This window comes from Treponema pectinovorum (genome assembly GCF_900497595.1).
Classification (GTDB): domain Bacteria; phylum Spirochaetota; class Spirochaetia; order Treponematales; family Treponemataceae; genus Treponema_D; species Treponema_D pectinovorum.
Genome location: NZ_UFQO01000005.1, coordinates 33812 through 53098 on the forward strand (window position 1 = coordinate 33812; position 19287 = coordinate 53098).

The window sequence follows — 19287 nt, forward strand, 5'->3', positions numbered from 1 at the left end:
TTTTATAAAATTTTAAATTTAAAACCTATGCCAAAATATACAGTATTATCAAATATTCCTGTTGCTTGACCAATCCTGTAATATTTGTTCTGTTTGTCTCCGTCGATGTAGTCAGAAGAAAGAGTTCCTTTTGGAATATATGTATTGAAAATCGATATAAAAATTAGATTTATATCAAAAAAATCAGAAAGTTTTATTGTAGAACTTAAAGACATTTTTATATTGGGGAAAATTCCATATTGAATTTGTTTGTAATGTTTGCCATAAAACTGCATTGTAGAATTGTCTCGTCCCCAGTGAGTATCTATCGCATAAAAATATGAAAATGGTGCTATTTCAAAACCGTAGTTTATTTTAAAATTTTCGGATATTTTCATAGCGAATCTTATTCCTATCCAAGTAAGAACAGAGTGCCTGTAATAATCTGCTCCAGCTAGTTTGTAATTTTTCCCTGTATTTGTGTCATAGTAAGGAAATTCTTGAGCTTGTTCTTCATACCACCAGTGCATTTTGCCGTCTTTTGAATATTTGCTTTCTCCGTACCAGCCTTTGCTATCTCCTCTTTTAAATGAGTCGTATTGATATTGAACAGAAATTGAAGGGCTTATCGTTATGTTTTTTTTAGGATTAAAATCAAAATAAAATTCTGCACCAAAATCGTAATTTTCTGCAATCTTATTATCGCCAACAGAGTAGGTCGTTTTCATCTCGTAGTTTTCTGTATTTAGCCAGTCGCTGTCTTTCATCACGCCAGAGTTTAAACCTCTTATCGAAGTGTAAAAACTAGAATCAAAATGAAATCTCTTGTATCGGCTTTCTATCTTTGCTCCGTATAAAAATAGATTTTTCTGCCATTCTAAAAAACTTATCTTTTTGCTTTCGTCGTAAGATTTTGAATAGTATAAAATTTCTCCCAGATATCCGCTCGTGTAGAGGATTGCAGGGCTTACGCTTAATGAAAAATCGGTATTTTTAAAAACTTGGGAAACGATTTTTGTTTGAAAGAAAAGAGAAAATGCAATGAAAAATAAAATAAATCGCTTCATCTTGCCGTTTTGTAGTTTTAGTTTTATTGCTCATTTTAGCGTCTGTTCCTTGCTCTGTTCAATATTGTAAAATTGAGTTTTTAATTGTAAAATTGCTTCACTCTAATTTGATAAAACAAGGAAATTTAAATGCTTAAAGAATTTTTACCATACGACACCGTTCGTAATGACGCCTTAAAACTTGGACACAAAATTTTGCAGGATGGTTTTGTCCCAGATATAATATACACTTCTTTGCGTGGCGGTGCTTATATGTCAAATGTTATAAGCGAATATTTTAAACTTGCACTAAGAGGTAAAAAACCTGTTTTGTACGCAGCCGTTGTAGCACGCTCTTATTCCGACATAAAACAGCACGAAGCGATAAGGATTGATGGCTGGACCTATTCTCCAGAATTTTTGCGACCAGGCGATAAAATCCTTTTGGTAGACGACATTTATGATTCAGGAAGAACTTTAAATTTTTTGGTTGAATATCTTCTAGAAAAAGGCGTTCCTCGTTCTGACATAAAAGTTGTTGTTCACGATTTTAAAAATTTTACTTATAAAGAAACTCTTCCTATAAAGCCAGATTATTGGTGTAGAAAATTTGATATAGAAAAGGAAGAAGACGATAGATGGATTCACTATATGAGCCACGAACTTGTTGGCTTAAAAAGTGAAGAGCTTGAAGAATTTTATTTTAAAAATGATCCAGAATTGAGGAATGTTTTAGGACCATTTTTTAAATAAAATAAAATTTAGGATTACGGCGAGTTTATTGATGAATAAAAAGTTTGTTTTGTTTTTTTCAATTCTTTTTTTTACGGGTTTAACCTTTGCTCAAAGGGTAATTTCTCCAGTTGCAGGAAATTTTAACAACAAGCAGGTTTTGGTAATCGATGTTGCCGACAAAGCCGAATGCTTTTATTCACTTTCTGGAACAGATCCTCTTGTCTCTGGTTTTGCGTATGACGGTCCTGTCTTAATAGATTCTGTTGGAAGAGTAAACGTAAAAGTTACCGCTGTAAAAGGTGATTTAAAAGAAGAAGTTGAAATAAACTACAATGTTCAAGAGATAAATCCATTCGAAGAAGGCTCGGAAGAAGATTCTTTCATCAAAAATATCGTTTTTAAAGGAATTTTTCCTTATTCTACAGAAGAGACGTTTTCTATTCCAAAATCTTTTTATTATAAACTCGGCGAAGGAAATATACCTTATCTTGAAGGTGCAAATCTTTCTTTAGATTCTCAAAATCGACTTTCGAGGTATCTTCCTTGTACTGTTAAAAATGGCAAAAAATCCTGGCGGTTTGTAATATTTACAAGTGCGGAATTTGTTGGAACGCTTTCTAAATTTTATGTTCCTTTTGAAATTCGAGATTGGAACACTTTTGCTTTTACAGGCGAAAAACTTATTTGGAGCATAGACGGCGGAATTTGGTCAGCTTCAAAAATTCCTGTTACTTTAGACAGGAGCATTCCGCATACTGTTAGTTGGCAGAGTGTTGCTTATGAAAAGGGAAATCCTGTTCAAAGTTTTGTGTTGCCTAGCGAGCCTGTTTTAAAAATGGATGTTACACCACAAAAAAGCGTAAATTTTTTGATTGATGGAGATTTGCGTTATAGGATGGAACTCGTTTCGTCTGGTGTAAGTGGAAGTCTTATAGCTGACGGAGGACTTTTTACAACTGCAACCTTTGATACTTTTGAAGGTGACAGCATCAGCGGAGAAGCGGTTTTTGCTTTTTATGCAGATGGAGTTTTTCAAGGCAATAAAAGAGCGTATTTTTTAGTGGATAAACAGCCTCCTCTTCCTCCAGAGTTTATAAGCGATAAAATTGGTTTTTATTCACGAGGGCAAGTTGAGTTAAAATTAAAGGCCGAAAGCGATGCAAAAATTTTTTATGCAGTAAGCGAGCCACTAAAAATTTCAGAAAAACTTGTCGCTCAAGGGATGGACTATAATTCAAAAGAGTTCGATGAATGGCAGGCGGGAAATTTTAAACTCTATTCCAATTCGTTTTCTTTGAATGGGGAAGAGAAAAATCCTGTTTTTTATAAAGTTTGTGCCTATGCCTGTGACGAAAGCGGAAATTTCAGTTCAATTTCCGAATATCGCGTTGTTATAGACGGCTACAATTATTATTTGGATTCAAATGCTTCTCCTATTGATGCAGATGGCAGCAGTCAAAAACCTTTTGCAAATTTTGAACAGGCATTAACCGTAATCAATTCAAATAAATCTTCGCGTTTTTATGTAAAGGGAAATTTTATCTTGCCTCAAAAAGAAAATATTATTTCTTCAAATTGTTATTTTATTGCCCGTGATGATTGCAATTTTATTTTTCCAGAAGGAGCAACGCTTTTAGTACAGGGCGCAAGTTTGGAATGCGAAAATATCATTTTGAAAAAAGAACTTAAAAATGATGATACTAGCACGGCAAAAAATCTATCCCAAAAAACTTTTTTAACCTTGAATAATTCAACTGCAAGTTTTAAGGATTGCGAAATTTTAGCGTTATTTTTAGATAGCGGGACTGCATTTTCCGCAGAAAATTCCGTGCTTGAATTGTTGAATACGGGGCTTACGGTTCAATCTTCTTACTATGGTTGTGCCTTAAATGCGATTGATTCAAAAATATTTTTAAAATCTTCCAGAGTTTCGGTTGTTGCTTCGACATCTGTAAACTTCAGCATAAATGGCGGACTTTTTGAATGCAGGAATACCGATGCAAAAGTGGTTTCTCAGCTGGGACGCATCGCAGAATTTTCAAAGGCGAATGTAAAACTTTCTGGAAATGTTTATTCTGGTGAATTTGAAAAAAAGCTGCGAGGCCTTACTCCGATCTGGGCAGATAAAGACACCTTGATTTTAGAAGATAGTGCAAACGCCTCTCAAGGATTTTAATGCGATGACTTTTGTCTGTGGCTTAGATGAAGCAGGTCGTGGGCCTTTGGCAGGACCTGTTGCAGCAGGAGCAGTAATCTTACCAGAGGATTTTCCTTTTGAGATTTTAAATGATTCAAAAAAACTTTCAGAAAAAAAACGGTTGCAGGCAGAACGCGTAATAAAAGAAAAATCGTGCTGGGCGGTTGCACTTGTAGAAAACGATGTTATCGATAGAATCAACATCTTGCAAGCGAGTCTCTTGGCTATGAAAAATGCTTTTGAACAGATGTGCAAAAAATTGCCAGAGTGGGCAGAAAAGAACGGCATTTTAATTCCTTTAGGAACGGAAACTCCTTTGCTTATAAATGCGATTGTAGACGGAAATTTTTGTCCTGAAATTTCTTATCCTTGCGTCGCAGAACCAAAAGCGGACTGTAAATATCCTCAAGTTATGGCGGCTTCGATTCTTGCAAAGGTTCAGCGCGACAGGATAATGGTTGAATACGATAAAATCTATTCTCAATATGGCTATGCAAAGCACAAAGGCTATCCCACTGCATATCACAGAGAGATTTGCAGAAAAATCGGACCAAGCCCAATCCAAAGGCTTTCGTTTAATTATTGAGTTTTTGCTTGATTATATTCAGAAAAAAAAATATATTGTGAAGACATTTTTTTAAGGAAGGAAAATCATGGGTATTCGCGGTGAACTTTATACGACAGAAGTTGTCTTGGACAATCGTTCTTATTTTTTTAACGTAAAGGAAAACCGAAATGGAGATATTTTCCTTCAGATTGTCGAAAGCAAAAAAGGCGATGGTTCTGATTTTGACCGGCATCAGATTTCTATTTTTCAAGAAGATATGCAAAAAGTTTTAGGCGGACTTGATGAGGCGCTCAAATATATCGACAAAGAGCAAAAAAATAGAAAAAAAACTCGTTCAGAAAAAAAAGCGATAAAAGCAGAAAAATACGGTGCAAAATCGCAGAAAAAAGTTTATAGAAGAAAAACCGACGACGACAAACGACTTCCAGATGGAATAAAACGCACTGGAAAAGTTATTCACATAAAATCGAAGATTGAAACTCCAGCCGAAGAATAGTTTTTTAGAAAAAATCCTTGCAAATTTCTTTTATGGCATTCAAAAGTCCCTCTATATCGCTCTTGTTTGTAAGATGCCCAAAACTGAATCTTACTGCGGTGTCTTGAATTTCTTGGCTTGCGTTCATTGCAGCCAGAACAGGACGATTCTGTTTTTTTGCAGAGCAGGCACTCCCTGTAGAGATGCTGTAGCCTTTTGCGTCCAACGCTCTCAACATCACTTTGCCTGGAATCCCTTTAAACGACGCTTGAATTACATACGGGCTGAATCGTTTTTGAATTTCAAGAGAGGAGTCTGCTCTTAGTGCAGGAACTATGGTGCAGTTTTGAATTTTCGATAGTTCATCTATAAAAAAAATCGTATTTTCTTCCTGTTTTTTTAATAGTGCAATTTTTTCTTCGTAGGTTTTATCCTTTGGAGCAATTTGACCTTCGCCTTGTATATAATATTTTTCCAAGCATTTTGAAAACGCTATTGCGCCAAAGAGATTTTCTGTTCCTGAACGGATATTTTTTTCTTGACCGCCACCTGTTAAAAAAGGTTTTATATTTTTTTTCAAAACCAGAACCCCGATTCCGCGAGGACCTCCAATTTTATGTGCGCTTAATGCTGCACTGTCGATTCCGGGATAGCTTAAATCCAGAGGGATTTTTCCTGCTGCTTGAACTGCATCAACATGAAAATGTGGCCGCCTTTTTCCCTTTGAAACTTCGCTTATCTTATCTGCAATTTCGTAGATCGGTTGGATGCAGCCAGTTTCGTTATTGATCGCCATGACGCAGATGTAGAGAGTTTTTGAATTTATTTTGGATGCGATTTGTTGTGCTGAAATAAAACCCCTTTTGTCCGGATTTACGTTTATGACAGAAAATCCCTGCTTTTTTAAAAGTTCGCATTCTTCTCTAAGGGCTGGATGCTCTATTGCACTGATGATTATTTCACCTCGAAAGCCTTGCGAATCCGCTTCTCTGTTTAAAAGCGAGAGCAAGGGGATATGGTCGCTTTCGGTTCCTCCACTTGTAAAAAAAACTTCTTCTGGTTTTACACCAAGGCTTTTTGCACAGAGGGTTCTTGCCTGTTCAAAAACCTCTCTTGCTTTTTGACCTTCGCTGTGGAGCGCAGAAGGATTTGCATAAAATTCGAGGGATTTTTCAAAAGAGTCTTTTAAAATTTCTTTGTCGCAGGGAGAAGTTGCAGCCCAGTCAAAATATTTAGAAGTATCCATTTGTATCCGTTTTATTTTAGAACTTCTAAAATATTCTTGTCTTCAACTTCTGTAACAAGAGTGTTTTCTATATCGCTTTGAAGCACGAATTTGATTTTTGATGATGAATTTTTTTTGTCTTTTTTCATCGCATCTAAAAGAGAATGTGCTAAATCGTCATCGTTTGCAAATTTTCCTTTTAAAACAGGATGGATAGCGCTAGTTTCCCAGCCAAAAAGCGAGATTGCATTCCGGACTTTTTCTAAATAATCGTGATTGCAGATTCCAAGCCGATTTGAAAGCTCCGCTGCACGAACAATTCCCCAAGCAACTGCATCGCCGTGTGTTATAACACCAAGACCTGCGCGGCTTTCGAGTGCATGACCAAAGGTGTGCCCGAGGTTTAGATGCATGCGTATGTTTTTTTCTGTTAAATCCTGTTCTACAACTTTTGCTTTTGCGTTTACGCAGATTTTTATCATTTCTTCGACCAAAGTGGAATTTCTTTCTGTTAAAATTTTTGGATTTGCACAGAGTTTTTCAAAAAGTGGCGATGAATAAAGCATTGCAGTTTTTACAACTTCTGCAAGACCACTCCTGTATTCGTTTTGAGGAAGACTTTGTATGAACGATGGAATTATGTGAATTTTTTGCGCAGGGAAAAACGAACCTATCATGTTTTTGTAATCGTCAAAATCGCAACCGGTTTTTCCGCCAATGGCAGCGTCAACCATTGAAAGCAGGGTTGTTGGAATGAGCTCGCACCTTGCGCCTCTTTTAAAGATTGAAGCAGCAAAGGCAGTTAAGTCTGTTATAACGCCTCCGCCAATTCCAACAAAAATGGCCGAGCGTTCTGCATTTGAATCTATTGCAGCCTTGCAGATTGAAAGCACGTTTTCTATGGTTTTAAATGTTTCGCCACTGCCAATAACTAAAAGAACGTCTTTGCCTCTTTTGGCGATTAGACCTGCTTGAATCTTTGGAATTGCATAATTTTCTGCTCGAAAGTTTTCTATAAAGGGTTTTATTGCAGGAATTGAAGCAACATTTGTATCTGTTACAAAGATTCGTTTAGGTTGATTTTGAGAATCTTCGTTGTAGTAAATTGAGTTTAAGTCTGGACAGCCGCTATAAAAACGGATAAAAGTTCTGTCTGTTCCAGGATGAACAGGAGGATAAGATATATCTTTTTCTTCAAATTGCATGATTGTGCATTTTAGCGAAAAAGTGTTTTTCTTTAAAGATAGGTGAAAATTTTGACTTGCAATATTGCCCCGCCTGCGAGCTTACAGCGGTAGGGTCTACTTGTAGCCCCGTTACGTACCTGCGAGCTTACAGCGGCAAGGGATAGTAGCACCGCAGTCCCCCGCGAAGCGAGGGATGAGCCGCGTAAGACGGCGAAGTGCGAATAGCCCGGTTTTTGCGAAACAAATTGGAGCAAAAAGCCGCCCAAATTTTAATAGGTATCGCTCGTCATCGCTTCAAAATCTGCTATAACTTTTTTTACTCTTGAAATTTCGCGGTTCAGGATTTTTTGATAGTTGAGTTTGCCTGTAAAGATTCGCTCCCGCTCGTCTTCCCAATTTTGAATATCTTGGAGCGTTAAAAATTGAAAGCGCGGAACATTCGCCTTTTCTGCCCAAAGTTTTGCTTCTTGCCAGTAGTAGAGCCCTGCTTCGTAGCAAGATAAGGTCTTTTTTAGGTTTTCTATGTATAAATCTTTCCACGGTGCATCGTAAAATTTTGCGACTTTGTGGTCGTAGGTCCGCCCAAGCCGCAGGTGCTGTTCTATAAGTTTTAAATTTATGTGCATCATAAAAAGGTAGCGGTATTTTTCCCAATCTTTTTCGTCTTCAATTTTGACTCCCGTGTACAGTGGATTGCAAAAGTCCGCCTTTACTGCCTGTTCAAGCCAGTATATGTTTTCCATAACGTCGTCTGGATATTGCTGATAGTGAACATGGAAGAGTTTGTAGTAATCTTCCTTGTACTTTACCATGTAAGAAAATCCGTTTTGTGTTGCGAGGTTTAAGAGAATTAAAAAAAATAAGGAGCGAAGAAAAAATCTTTTCACGCTTAGATTATCGGCTTGAAAAATAAAAGTTTAAAGCAAAGTCGAAAGCGAGTTCCAGATGTCTTTTTCAACCTTGTCTTTTGATTTTGTCGCATCGAGAGTTATGATTTTCATCCCGGGTTCTTTTTTTGTGTATTCGTCTACAAGGTTTTGATAGCGTTCTTCTGTCTTTTCTAAAAAATCTGCTTTTTCGTAGATTTCGCGCTGACCTCTGGAATCGACCCTTTGCAAACTTATTTTTGGGTCTATTTTAAAGAAAAAAAGAAGCTCTGGCAGTGGAAAAGTTGAATTGAGCAATTTGGGCAAGTCTTCTCCCGTGCTGACGCTTTGATATGCAAGGCTTGAAAATGCATACCTGTCGCTTATTACGATTTTTCCGTTTTGGCAGAGAGCTTTGATTCCAAGATTTTGTGGATTTTTTGAATAAAGATGTTCTGCTCTGTCTGCTGCAAACAGATAGGCTGTTGTTATTGGGGACAATTCAAATTCTCCCTTTAAAATTGAACGCAAAAATTTTCCAGTAGGGAGCGAAGTTGGTTCTGCGGTAAAGAAAAATCTTTCTGATTCTTTTCTTTTTTTTAAGAGTTCAATTTGGGTGGAAGTTCCAGAGCCGTCTATGCCTTCAAAGACTACAAAGTTTTTTAATATCATATTATATCCCCTCAAAAATCCTGTTATTTGTTTTTAAAATAAGATAAAATCAAAAGAAATTGGTCAGTTATGATTTTTTATCGAAACTTATTTTGCCGTTAAAACTTGTACAGTTCAAGTAAGATGAAAACTAAAATATTAAAGACAAGCCTTGGTAGCCTTATTTTTCTCTTTCTTGTGATAGGAGTTTTTGCTCTAATTCGTCCTGTTTATATAAGGATGAGCGATTTTCTGTCTTTCGAACTCCAAAAAAAAGTAAAAGCGATTAACGAAACGATAGGAATCAGCATTGCATACGAGTCGCTTTCGCCTTCTGTACTTGCTGGAATAAACATAAAAGGCATAACTGTAAGCGACTCAAAAAGCAAAAAACAACTTTTAAAGGTTGAGCGAGCAACTTTTTCGTATAAAATAAGTGATTTTTTTTCTGAAAACGCAATTCAAGGGATAAAAAAACTTGTTTTGGATGGTGTTACTGTTGAATTTGATACGATTGAAAGCAATTCTTCGTTTGAAAATATAAAAAATTTTTTTATAGGCGATTCCCAAGCAAAAAAAAATGATAGGGATGCAGAAGGCTCTAAAAGGAGCAAAAGTTTTAATCTTGCTGAAACAAAATTGAACATTCCCTTTGATATTCAATTTCGAAACATAAGGTTTCATTACAACGATTTAAAAAACGATTTTATCCTTGTTGTAAAAAATATTTTGCTTTTAAAAAATTCTTCTTCTGATTCGTTTGTCATAAAAACTTCTGGAAGAATTGATTTTAGAACCGATTACTTAAAAACTGGAGATTATCGATTTTTGGTCGCCTTTGGATTTGATTTTTCAGGAACGATTTTTAACGACTGGGAAGGCAGTTCATTTATGGTAAAATTTGGAGAAATAAGCCAAGCGGATTTTACCTTAGGAAAATTGGATTTCCTTATAAAATATTCAGATTCAAATGTTTCATTGCGAACGATGAGAACATCGTTGCCGTATGCGCTTTTGTGCGAGGCTAATTTAAAAAATCAACAGATAAGTCTTGAAGGTTCTGCAAAAAAATTTGAGCCGTTAAAATTGGTTAAGATGCGAAAAAAAAATCCTCTGTATGAAAAATTTGAAAAGATAAATTTTTCGGGAACTGTGAATGCATCTTCTTCTTTTTATGGTGTGGATGAATTTTTCGAAAAATTAAATTTTTCTTTTGAAGGGCAATGCTCGCTTCCAAAGAAAATTCTTGGTAGCGAAGTAAAATTTGATTACGACTTTTTTTCCAAAAATCAAACCATTTTCGCAAGACATTTTACAGCCGAAGGCGAAAATCTTTCAATGGATTTTTCTGGCTCTTATGACATAAAAACAAAGCAGCCAACAGGCGTTTTTACTCTTAATCGTTTTGCCCTAAACAATGGTGGCATAATGCAAACTGAAATTTACATTGAACCTTATAAAAATGGCTTTATGTGCTTTGCTCCGCAACTTTTTATGGACAATCAGACACTTACAGCCTTGGATTTTAAAATTTTGCCTTCTGGAAATTCCGTCGATTTTAGTTTTGAATTTGATGATTATTCGCATTCAGATTACGACTCCAGTGCTCATGTGAAAATTGAAGGTAGTTATCTAAACGAGGCAAATTCCGTTGTGCAAGCGTCGCTGGTTGCTTCCGATGTTTTTTTGGACAGCGTGCTAAAAAATATAGCCTTTTTTTTGCCAAAAGAAACTTCTCAAAAATTAAAAGATGCAGCGCAGAGTGTTGAAAACTATATTTTTTCCGATGAAATTTATTTTACTACAGATTTTAAGAGTTTCTCATTCAATTCGCCTTACTTCATCCTCGCAAATACAAAAAATGAGCGCGAGTTTTTAACTTTTTCGCTTGACGGTTCTAAGGATACCTTAAATATGAGCAGTTTAAACCTTCAATACGGCGAGCAGACTGCAAATGCTTCTTTGGGTATAGATTTTTTGAATGGATTTGAAGATTTTAACTTCTTTACTCAGCTTACCCTTAATTCTTTGCCGTATAATTTTTCAGGCTCGTATACATCATCCTTTTTGAGTGTTTCAGGCGATTACAATTTTTCCACTGCGATTTCGTTTGAAAAACTGATTTCTGGCTCCATTGAATTTGCTTCGTTTCCTTTTTACGCTGGGAATCATCTTTTTTCTTCTTCGGCCGTGGCATCGTTTTCCTATTCGAAAAATTCAGGGTTTTCTGTTGAAATAAATCGTTTCGATATTGAAGAAGCCGTTTCAAGTTTGAGGATAAAACCTCATCTTGTCTTTACAGGCTCGGCAAATCGTTATGGTTTTGTAATGAATTCCCTCGCTTATTCCGACACCTCTTCTGCCTTAGACGGAAAGATGAATGTTGTTTGGAGTTTTAACGACGGAATTTTTGATTCTATAATTTTAGATTTGACTGCAAAAAGTCTTGTCACGAGCGAAGCTGTAAATTTGAATGTGCAGTTAAAAAATCCAGAGAAAAAATCGTTTTCGCTTGAAAATTTAAAAAATGATTTTTATATATCATCTCAAGGCTTTCTAAAATCTTTTCCTGCTTCTAGGCTTTTAAGCGACCAGAATTCCGACAACACTTTAAATGCAGAATTTTCTCTTTCTGGGACTTTGATAAACCCTTTTTTAACTTTAAATGTTGCTCGTTCTTCTGTAAATTTTGCAGGATATCCTGCAACTTTTTCTCTAAACGCTTTATATGACGACTCCTCTTTGACGGTTTCTGATTTTACAGCCTCGTGGGCAAGTTTTAAAATCTCTGATTTTTTTGCAATTTTTGAGCCAAAAACGTATACAGGTGAAATTTCTGCATGCCTTTTGGGTGAATTTGCGGATTTGGATTTTAATATTCCTCTAAAATCGCAGGTTGCAAGCCTTTCGCCAGATAAAAATCCTTATGAAAATTTTTATGTAATGCTTACTTCTGACAAAATGACTGGAACTCTCTTTCCGACGGTCGCAAAATTAGATTTAATTCTAACAAAAGATAAAAACGGCTTTAATATTGTTTCTGAGCAAGGAAAAGGAATTGTTGCTTCTATAACAAACGAAGGTCTTATAAGCGCAAAATCTGGGGAAATTTCTCCGATTGGGTTTGATATGACGGGTTCTGTAGTTAGCAATAATTTGGATTTGAGCATAAAAAATATACGTTCAGATTTAAAAAAGCTTTCTCAAACTATTAGCATTCCTTATGTAAACTTTACAGGCGGTACTCTCTCTGGTGCGGTTAGGCTTACAGGACTCACGACAGACCCAGAATACACAGGGGCTGTTACTATAACAAAGCCGGAATTTTATGTTCCTTATGTTTCTAAAAAAATATTTAAAACCGAAAAACTCTTTGCAACGGCAGGACAAAATCATTTTATCGTAAAGCCGACGCAGTTTAGTTTGGGTAATGAACCCGTGAGTGTAGGCCTTGATATTGAATTTGACCGTTGGGGAATTTCTTATCTTGACTGCCCTATAGAAACAAAACAAGGAGATTTTATTCCTGTTGATATTTTACTTCCTCTTGTGCGCTATAAAGGATATGCAGGTTTTGAAAATTTTTTGATTCGTGTAACTCCAGAACTCGCTTCTTTTACGGGCAAAATAACTGGCGAAAATGCAGATATAGAAATTTCAAATTCCTTGATGGATGAAGAAGCTTCTTCTTCGCTTGAATATTTTGTTGACCTTAATTTGCAGGTAAAAAACAGAGTTCAACTTTTATTCAATCCTCTTTTGCGTGGAGTTATAACGCCAGATAATTTTTTGCAACTTTTTATAGACACAAGAACTGGCGATTTTTCGACAAAAGGCGAAGTTACCTTGCGTGGCGGAGAAATCGCTTGGCTCAACAGAAACTTTTATATGAAGCAGGGAAAAGTTGTTTTTAATGAATCCAAAGAAATTTTCGATCCAAAGATAACTGTGCGTGCAGAAACCCGCGAACGCGACGAAAACAACAATCAAATTACTATAATAATGAGTGCGGATTCTCAAGCGTTGAGCCGATTTAATCCAAGGTTTTCTTCAACACCAGCTCGCTCAGAAAAGCAAATAATGGAACTTTTGGGAAACGTTCTTTCTGCGGATTCAGAAAATGTTGCTTCTCTTGCGGTTGCTGGAGGCGATTATCTTATGCAGGCAACTGTTATGCGCAGCGTTGAAAATGCGTTGCGAGAACTACTCAATTTTGATATATTTTCAATCAGAACAAATATCCTGCAAAATGCTGTAAAGCAGAGTTTTAACAGAAACTCAAGCAACAAACAGATTACTTTTGGTAACTTTTTTGACAATTCGGCTGTTTATGTAGGAAAGTACTTCGGTAGCGCACTTTATGTGGATGCCTTGATGCACTGGAATTACGACGAAACAAAGGTTGGCGACAACGATTCTGTGAATGGGCTTGTTTTTCAGCCCGAATTCGGAATAGAAATGGCTTCTCCTTATGTTAATATCCGTCTTGGTGTTTCTCCAGATTTGGAAGCCATAAAAAAAAGTTTCTGGATGCCATCTACGTCTATCACGCTTTCTTGGAAGCACTCATTTTAAAATACAGAACTACACAAAAAGTTCATAAACTGGAGAATGTATGTCTTTTAGGCGCTTTTGTTTTGCTTTAATAGTTTTTGCCGGATTTTTTATCGCTCTTCCTTCGCAAACCTTCGCTCAAGAAACTGGAATAGAAAACACAGGTTGGTATTACGGAAAACTGATAAAATCCATTACCTTTAAAAATTTAAAGAGTGTTGATTCTAAAGAAGTTGAAGGTGTAACGGGAAGTTTTATAGGAAGAAGATTTTCTGATGAAGTTTTTGGCGATTTGCTTGATAGAATCTATGCGCTTGACCTTTTTGAAGAGATAAATCCAGAAGCCCTGCCAGGAGACCAAAAACGTAACACAGTTTCAATCGTTTTTACGGTTACAGAACGACCTACTATCACAAAAATAAGTTTTTCTGGAAATCGACAAATAAGAACGACAGAACTTAAAGAAGCGGTTTCGTTAAAAGAAAAAGATATTTTTGTTGAAAGCAAGATGTTGATTGACGAGCGTTCTGTTCGCGATGTTTATCTTGGAAAAGGTTTTACAAATGCCAAGGTTGTTGCTTCAAAAAACGAAACTTCAAAAGGCGTAGAAATAAATTTTAAAATTGAAGAAGGTCGCTCGACTGTAATTTCAAAAATTGACTTTAGAGGAAATAAGATAGTTTCTTCAAGGACTTTAAAAGGAAAATTAAAATTAAAAGAAGTTGGGCTCATAAGCAAGGGTGCTTTTCAGGAGTCGGAACTCGAGGCAGACCGCCAGGCGATAATTTCTTACTATCAGGATTTGGGATATATCGATGCGGATGTTATTGATGTTACAAAAGAAATTTCAATAAACGAAAAGAAAAACCGCGATGAACTTACAATAACTTTTGTAGTTGTAGAAGGAAGCCAATATACTTTTGGCGGGATGACATTTAAAGGAAATGTCATTTTCTCAAATGAGACCCTTGCTTCAAAAGTTAAATTAAAGACTGGAGCTGTGTTTAATCAAACTAAATATCAAGAAAGCGTTATGGCGATTGCAGACCTTTACTATGAAAACGGTTATACATCAAACAGATTTCAGCCGATTCCAAATAAAGACAGCGACAACAAGGTAATCTCTTATCAATTCAATATAACAGAAAGCGTTAGAAGCCATGTCGAAAGCATATCTGTAAAAGGAAATTCTCGCACAAAAGAGAACATAATCCTTCGAGAAATTCCTATAGAAGCTGGAGATATTTTTTCCAAGGCAAAAGTTACAACTGGATTACGAAATCTTTACAACCTGCAATATTTTAGTGCGGTAGTTCCAGATGTAGTTCCCGGCTCAGAAGAAAATCTTGTTAATCTGGTATTTTCTGTCGATGAGCAGTCTACAACTTCGATCGAATTTGGTGTTACTTTTTCTGGTGTTTCAAATCCAGATGATTTGCCGTTTGCTCTTTTTGTAAAATGGCAGGATTCGAACTTTAGGGGGCTGGGAAAAACTATAAGTGCAAGTTCAACAATTGCAACCGACGAGCAATCTATTTCTTTGAGTTTTGGGCAAAATTGGCTTTGGGGCTTGCCTGTTTCAACTTCTGTAAGCACAAGTTTTTCTCATTCTAATAAAAGTGCGCTTCGCTTAAAGCTTAATTCGGACGGTACTTATTCTACAGACGAATACTATATGGATTATGAACAGTGGGTTTGGAGTCTTGGGCTTTCTATGGGAAGAAGATGGACACCTGTCTGGGCTATAATCTCTCTTTCTGCAGGTATAAATGGTAGCCTTTTAAACAATGTTTACGATGAAGCGAAGTTTACTCCTGTTGATTCAACTGTAAGCGATTATGCAAATTCTTGGGGATTTCAAAATTCGCTCTGGTCAGCATTTTCGGTTGATGACCGCGACATAAACTATGATCCTTCAAAAGGTTGGTTTGCAAGCCAAAGGCTTACCTGGTACGGACTTACACCAATTGAAACCGAATTCTTTTTAAGAACAGACACAAAACTTGAAAAATATTTTACGCTCATAAATGTGCCAGTTACAGAAACTTGGAATTGGAAGTTAGTCTTTGCAACATATTCTTCGCTCAGTTTGGAATTTCCTATTCCAGGAACAGGAGTTGGAAATTCCAGCAAGCTTTACATAGACGGAATGTTTAACGGTCGTGGCTGGACAAATATATACAATTCGCACAGAGGAAGAGCGTTGTGGAGCAATATCGCTGAACTTAGAATGCCTATAGTTCCAGGTGTAATTGCATTTGACTGGTTTGGAGATGCCGCGGTTGTAAAAGAATCTCCGAGTGCACTTTTTAATGGACTTTCTGTTACCGATTTTTACTTTAGTACAGGACCTGGCATTCGTTTTTCAATTCCGCAATTTCCTTTGCGCCTTTTGTTTGCAAATACTTTCCGCATGGACGAGGATTATCAAGTTCAATGGAAAGACAACTGGAAATTCGTGCTTTCATTTAATATAACAAATAAGTAATTTTAGATTGAGGTTTTCTTATGAAAAAGATAAGCGTTTTTTTTGCAGCGATTTTTATTTTTGCTTCTTCAGTATTTGCGCAGCAGATAACTAGATTTGGCGTTGTCGATACGGCAAGAGTTTATCAGGCGTATTTTCGTAATTCCTCTCCTGTTAGAAATTACGAGGCGAAAAAAGCAGAATTTCAAAACGAAATAAACAGACGCACAGAAGAAATTAGAAATTTAAAAAGTCAAAAGGTTGACTATCAAAAAAACAACAATACTTCTGCTGCGGAAAGGCTTGAAACGGAAATAACTCGAAAGACAGATTTGTTGACCGAATATACGAGTACAAAAAACGTAGAATTGGAATCTCTAAAAAAGAATTTGCAGAATTCGGATTCTTTTTATAAAAAACTTTACGGAATTTTAGAGAAAGTTGCGGAAAATGAAGGCTTTTCTATGATTTTGAGTTTGCAGCAAGCGAACGCAATTCTTTGGTACAGCCCCTCTGTCGATATAACAGAAAAAGTGATAAACGAACTGGGAATGTAAATTTGAATGGCTAAGGACAAAGTCGTAGCAGGAAAAATTCAGCAACGTACGGAATCTTCACAATTAACGCCTTTAATGGTGCAGTATCAGGCTGTAAAAGATGAATACAAAAACGAGGTTTTATTTTTTAGGCTTGGCGATTTTTATGAGATGTTTAATGACGATGCAGTGGAAGTTAGCCGTCTTTTAAATCTTACCTTAACGCACAGGGGCGGGCAGCCTATGTGTGGCATTCCCTATCATGCTGCAAAGGTTTACATTGCACGCCTCTTGCGCCTTGGTAAAAAAATTGCAATTTGCGAGCAAATTGGCGATGTAAAAGGAAAAACTCTCGCCGAGCGAAAAGTTATAGAAGTAATCACTCCTGGAACTGCCGTAGAAAGCGAATATCTTGATGGTGGTGCAAATAATTATCTTGCAAGTTGTTTTGAAAAAAATGGCGAAGTAGGTTTTGCATATATCGATGTTACAACCGCAGATTTTTTTGCGACAAGCTGGAAATCTTCTTCTATGGCTGATAATTTTGCAAAAGAACTTGGAAGGGCAAATCCGCGGGAAATTTTGCTCCCAGAATCTTTTAGAACGAATCGGCTTATTTGTGAGGTGCTCGAGCAAAATCAAGGAATTTCGGTATCTTATTATCCTGACTGGAATTTTGATTTTTCTCTGTCTTTTAAAAGACTTACGAAGCAGTTTAAAACTCAAAATTTGCGCTCATTCGGTCTTACTCAAGAAAGCCCAGAAGTTGCTCCCGCAGGTTTTCTTTTGGATTATTTAACGAGAACCGCTTCGACAACTGCTCCTCATGTAAGCGAAATAAAAATCTACAAAGATTGTGACTATGTCGTGATGGACGATTCTTCAAGGCGAAACCTTGAAATAACATCGAATGTGCGCGACGGCTCTTTTCAATATTCACTTTTAGAATGCGTTTCTCACACTCAAACTGCAATGGGAAAACGCCTTTTGATAAACTGGCTGAATTATCCGCTTACAGATTCAAAAAAAATATATTCAAGGCAGGAACACGTTGAACTGTTCGTAAAAAATCGCAGATTGAGCGAAGGTGTGCGTCAGGAATTTTCTTCTATTTTAGATATTGAGCGTCTTGCTGGAAGAATTGCGATGGAAAGGGCTCATGCAAAAGATTTGCAGGCTTTAAAGACAAGCCTAAAAAGCTGGCTTTGTGTTCGTGCTCTGCTTGAAAATTATGATTTTGCCTTAACTCCTTCAAATGGCGCCGTGGATATAATCAAACTTATTGATTCTTCAATATTGGACGATCCTGCAACTTCTTTAACAGAAGGAAGGATTATAAAAGACGGTTGGTCTTCAGAATTAGACAGGTTGCGACAAATCAATGGAAATTTTAACCGAATTCTTTGTGAATATGCAGAAGAAGAGAAAAGCAAAACAGGAATTTCAAATCTCCGCATAAAAAGCAATAATAATTCAGGATATTACATCGAAATAACAAAGGGCAAACTTCAGCAAGTTCCAGAGCATTTTATAATGCGGCGTTCGCTTTTAAATGCAGAACGATATACAACTGCAAAACTTCAAGAGCTTGAACAGGAGCTAAACAGAGCAGGAACGATGATAATCGAATTGGAGCGAGATTTATTTACAGAGGTTCGCTCAAAAATTGCAACGCTTGTTCCATATCTTTTGCAGACTTCCCGTGAAATCGCTTATACAGATGTTGTAAGTTCACTTGCTCATGCTGCAATTTTGCATAATTGGGTTCGTCCAGAAGTTGAAGATTCTTCTATTTTTGAAATAAAAGATGGCCGTCATCCTGTTGTGGAATTGCATTTGCCAGGTGGCGAATTTGTTCCAAACGATATTTCAATATCTTGCCCAGACGATTTTTATGAAGGCTGTTCCACCTCTTTTGATTTAATAACAGGTCCAAATATGGCAGGAAAAAGCACATTTTTGCGTCAGAACGCTTTGATTGCTCTTCTTGCCCAGACCGGTTCTTTTGTTCCAGCCTCCACTGCAAAGTTAGGAATTGTCGATAGAATATTTTGTAGGGTTGGGGCGAGCGACAATCTTGCCAGAGGCGAATCTACTTTTTTGGTCGAAATGACGGAAACTGCAAACATCTTGCGTACGGCTACAAAAAAATCTCTTGTCATAATGGACGAAGTAGGGCGAGGAACTTCTACAGAAGATGGACTTTCTATTGCCTGGGCGATAAGCGAATATCTTTTAAACAACATAAAATGCAAAACTCTTTTTGCAACTCACTATCACGAATTGACGCGAATGAATCATCCTGCATTAAAACTTTTGTGTATGGCGGTTTCTGAAAATTCCGGGGCAGTCATTTTTTTAAGGAAGATAAAAGAAGGTGCAAGCGAAAATTCTTACGGACTTCATGTTGCAAAACTTGCGGGAGTTCCAGAAAACGTTATTCATCGTGCAAATGAGATTTTACAGAAACTTCAAAAAGTGGCTGGAGAAAAGCCTATAGTTGATGAGAATCTTTCTACAAATCAAAACTCCCTTGATTTTGACAAGAATTTGCAGAGGGCTCCGGGACTTTTTTCTGACGAAGAATTAGTTTTAGACGAAATTTTATCCAGCGATATTGAAAACACGACTCCAATTCAAGCGTTGCAACTTATATCGCGCTGGAAGACTTCTTTATCAGGACGCTGATTTTAGATTGATTTTTCATCATCGATAATCATTTTTTTCCCATAAAAAAATCGCAAAAATGAGTAAAAAACGTTTTTGGGAACAAGATATGAATTGTGATAATTCATTTTTTT

General features: G+C 36.6%; 13 protein-coding genes. 8 read left to right on the top strand and 5 right to left on the bottom strand.

All coding sequences use genetic code 11. The annotated features are described in order from the left end of the window. Window positions 1-2: 2 nt before the first annotated feature. Window positions 3-1046, bottom strand: a complete 1044-nt coding sequence (locus FXX65_RS08085) for a hypothetical protein (protein WP_147615856.1) — start codon at window positions 1044-1046, stop codon at window positions 3-5. Between the two features lie 129 nt (window positions 1047-1175). Here FXX65_RS08085 and FXX65_RS08090 point away from each other — a divergent pair, with 129 nt between their 5' ends. The 4 genes from FXX65_RS08090 (at window position 1176) to FXX65_RS08105 (ending at window position 5021) form a co-directional block, all read left to right on the top strand. Beyond that, on the top strand, window positions 1176-1778 hold the full coding sequence (locus FXX65_RS08090) for a phosphoribosyltransferase (protein WP_147614062.1): 603 nt from the start codon (window positions 1176-1178) through the stop codon (window positions 1776-1778). A 31-nt stretch (window positions 1779-1809) separates the two neighbouring features. Then, window positions 1810-3936, top strand: a complete 2127-nt coding sequence (locus tag FXX65_RS08095; protein ID WP_147615857.1) for a chitobiase/beta-hexosaminidase C-terminal domain-containing protein — start codon at window positions 1810-1812, stop codon at window positions 3934-3936. Between the two features lie 4 nt (window positions 3937-3940). Continuing rightward, the gene (locus FXX65_RS08100) at window positions 3941-4543 is read left to right on the top strand and encodes a ribonuclease HII (RefSeq protein WP_147615858.1); all 603 of its coding nucleotides are present in this window, start codon (window positions 3941-3943) and stop codon (window positions 4541-4543) included. A gap of 67 nt (window positions 4544-4610) precedes the next feature. Beyond that, complete coding sequence (locus FXX65_RS08105; protein ID WP_147615859.1) at window positions 4611-5021, top strand: DUF3276 family protein; 411 nt, start codon at window positions 4611-4613, stop codon at window positions 5019-5021. 4 nt (window positions 5022-5025) lie between these two features. Here the strand turns inward: FXX65_RS08105 and FXX65_RS08110 are convergent, their stop codons facing one another. The 4 genes from FXX65_RS08110 to tmk form a co-directional block, all read right to left on the bottom strand. Then, window positions 5026-6246 (bottom strand): cysteine desulfurase family protein, encoded by a 1221-nt coding sequence (locus tag FXX65_RS08110; protein ID WP_147615860.1) that lies wholly within the window; start codon window positions 6244-6246, stop codon window positions 5026-5028. A gap of 11 nt (window positions 6247-6257) precedes the next feature. Beyond that, a complete protein-coding gene (locus tag FXX65_RS08115; RefSeq protein WP_147615861.1) occupies window positions 6258-7430 on the bottom strand; it encodes a 3-dehydroquinate synthase in 1173 nt (390 codons plus the stop codon). A gap of 251 nt (window positions 7431-7681) precedes the next feature. Continuing rightward, window positions 7682-8299 carry a hypothetical protein gene (locus FXX65_RS08120; RefSeq protein WP_408057369.1) on the bottom strand — a complete coding sequence of 206 codons (618 nt, stop codon included), beginning with the start codon at window positions 8297-8299 and terminating at the stop codon, window positions 7682-7684. A gap of 30 nt (window positions 8300-8329) precedes the next feature. Beyond that, window positions 8330-8950 (bottom strand): dTMP kinase, encoded by a 621-nt coding sequence (tmk, locus tag FXX65_RS08125; RefSeq protein WP_147615862.1) that lies wholly within the window; start codon window positions 8948-8950, stop codon window positions 8330-8332. A gap of 123 nt (window positions 8951-9073) precedes the next feature. On the opposite strand from tmk, the gene FXX65_RS08130 reads away from it, so the two are divergent. From FXX65_RS08130 to mutS, 4 genes are read left to right on the top strand one after another with little or no spacing between them, the layout of a single operon-like run. Continuing rightward, the gene (locus FXX65_RS08130; protein ID WP_147615863.1) at window positions 9074-13504 is read left to right on the top strand and encodes a translocation/assembly module TamB domain-containing protein; all 4431 of its coding nucleotides are present in this window, start codon (window positions 9074-9076) and stop codon (window positions 13502-13504) included. Between the two features lie 40 nt (window positions 13505-13544). Beyond that, window positions 13545-15971: an outer membrane protein assembly factor BamA gene (bamA, locus tag FXX65_RS08135; RefSeq protein ID WP_147615864.1), complete on the top strand. Its 2427-nt coding sequence runs from the start codon at window positions 13545-13547 to the stop codon at window positions 15969-15971. Between the two features lie 20 nt (window positions 15972-15991). Continuing rightward, entirely contained in the window at window positions 15992-16507 is a 516-nt protein-coding gene (locus FXX65_RS08140; RefSeq protein ID WP_147615865.1) for an OmpH family outer membrane protein, read from the top strand. 6 nt (window positions 16508-16513) lie between these two features. Continuing rightward, entirely contained in the window at window positions 16514-19174 is a 2661-nt protein-coding gene (mutS, locus tag FXX65_RS08145; protein ID WP_147615866.1) for a DNA mismatch repair protein MutS, read from the top strand. Window positions 19175-19287 lie beyond the last annotated feature (113 nt).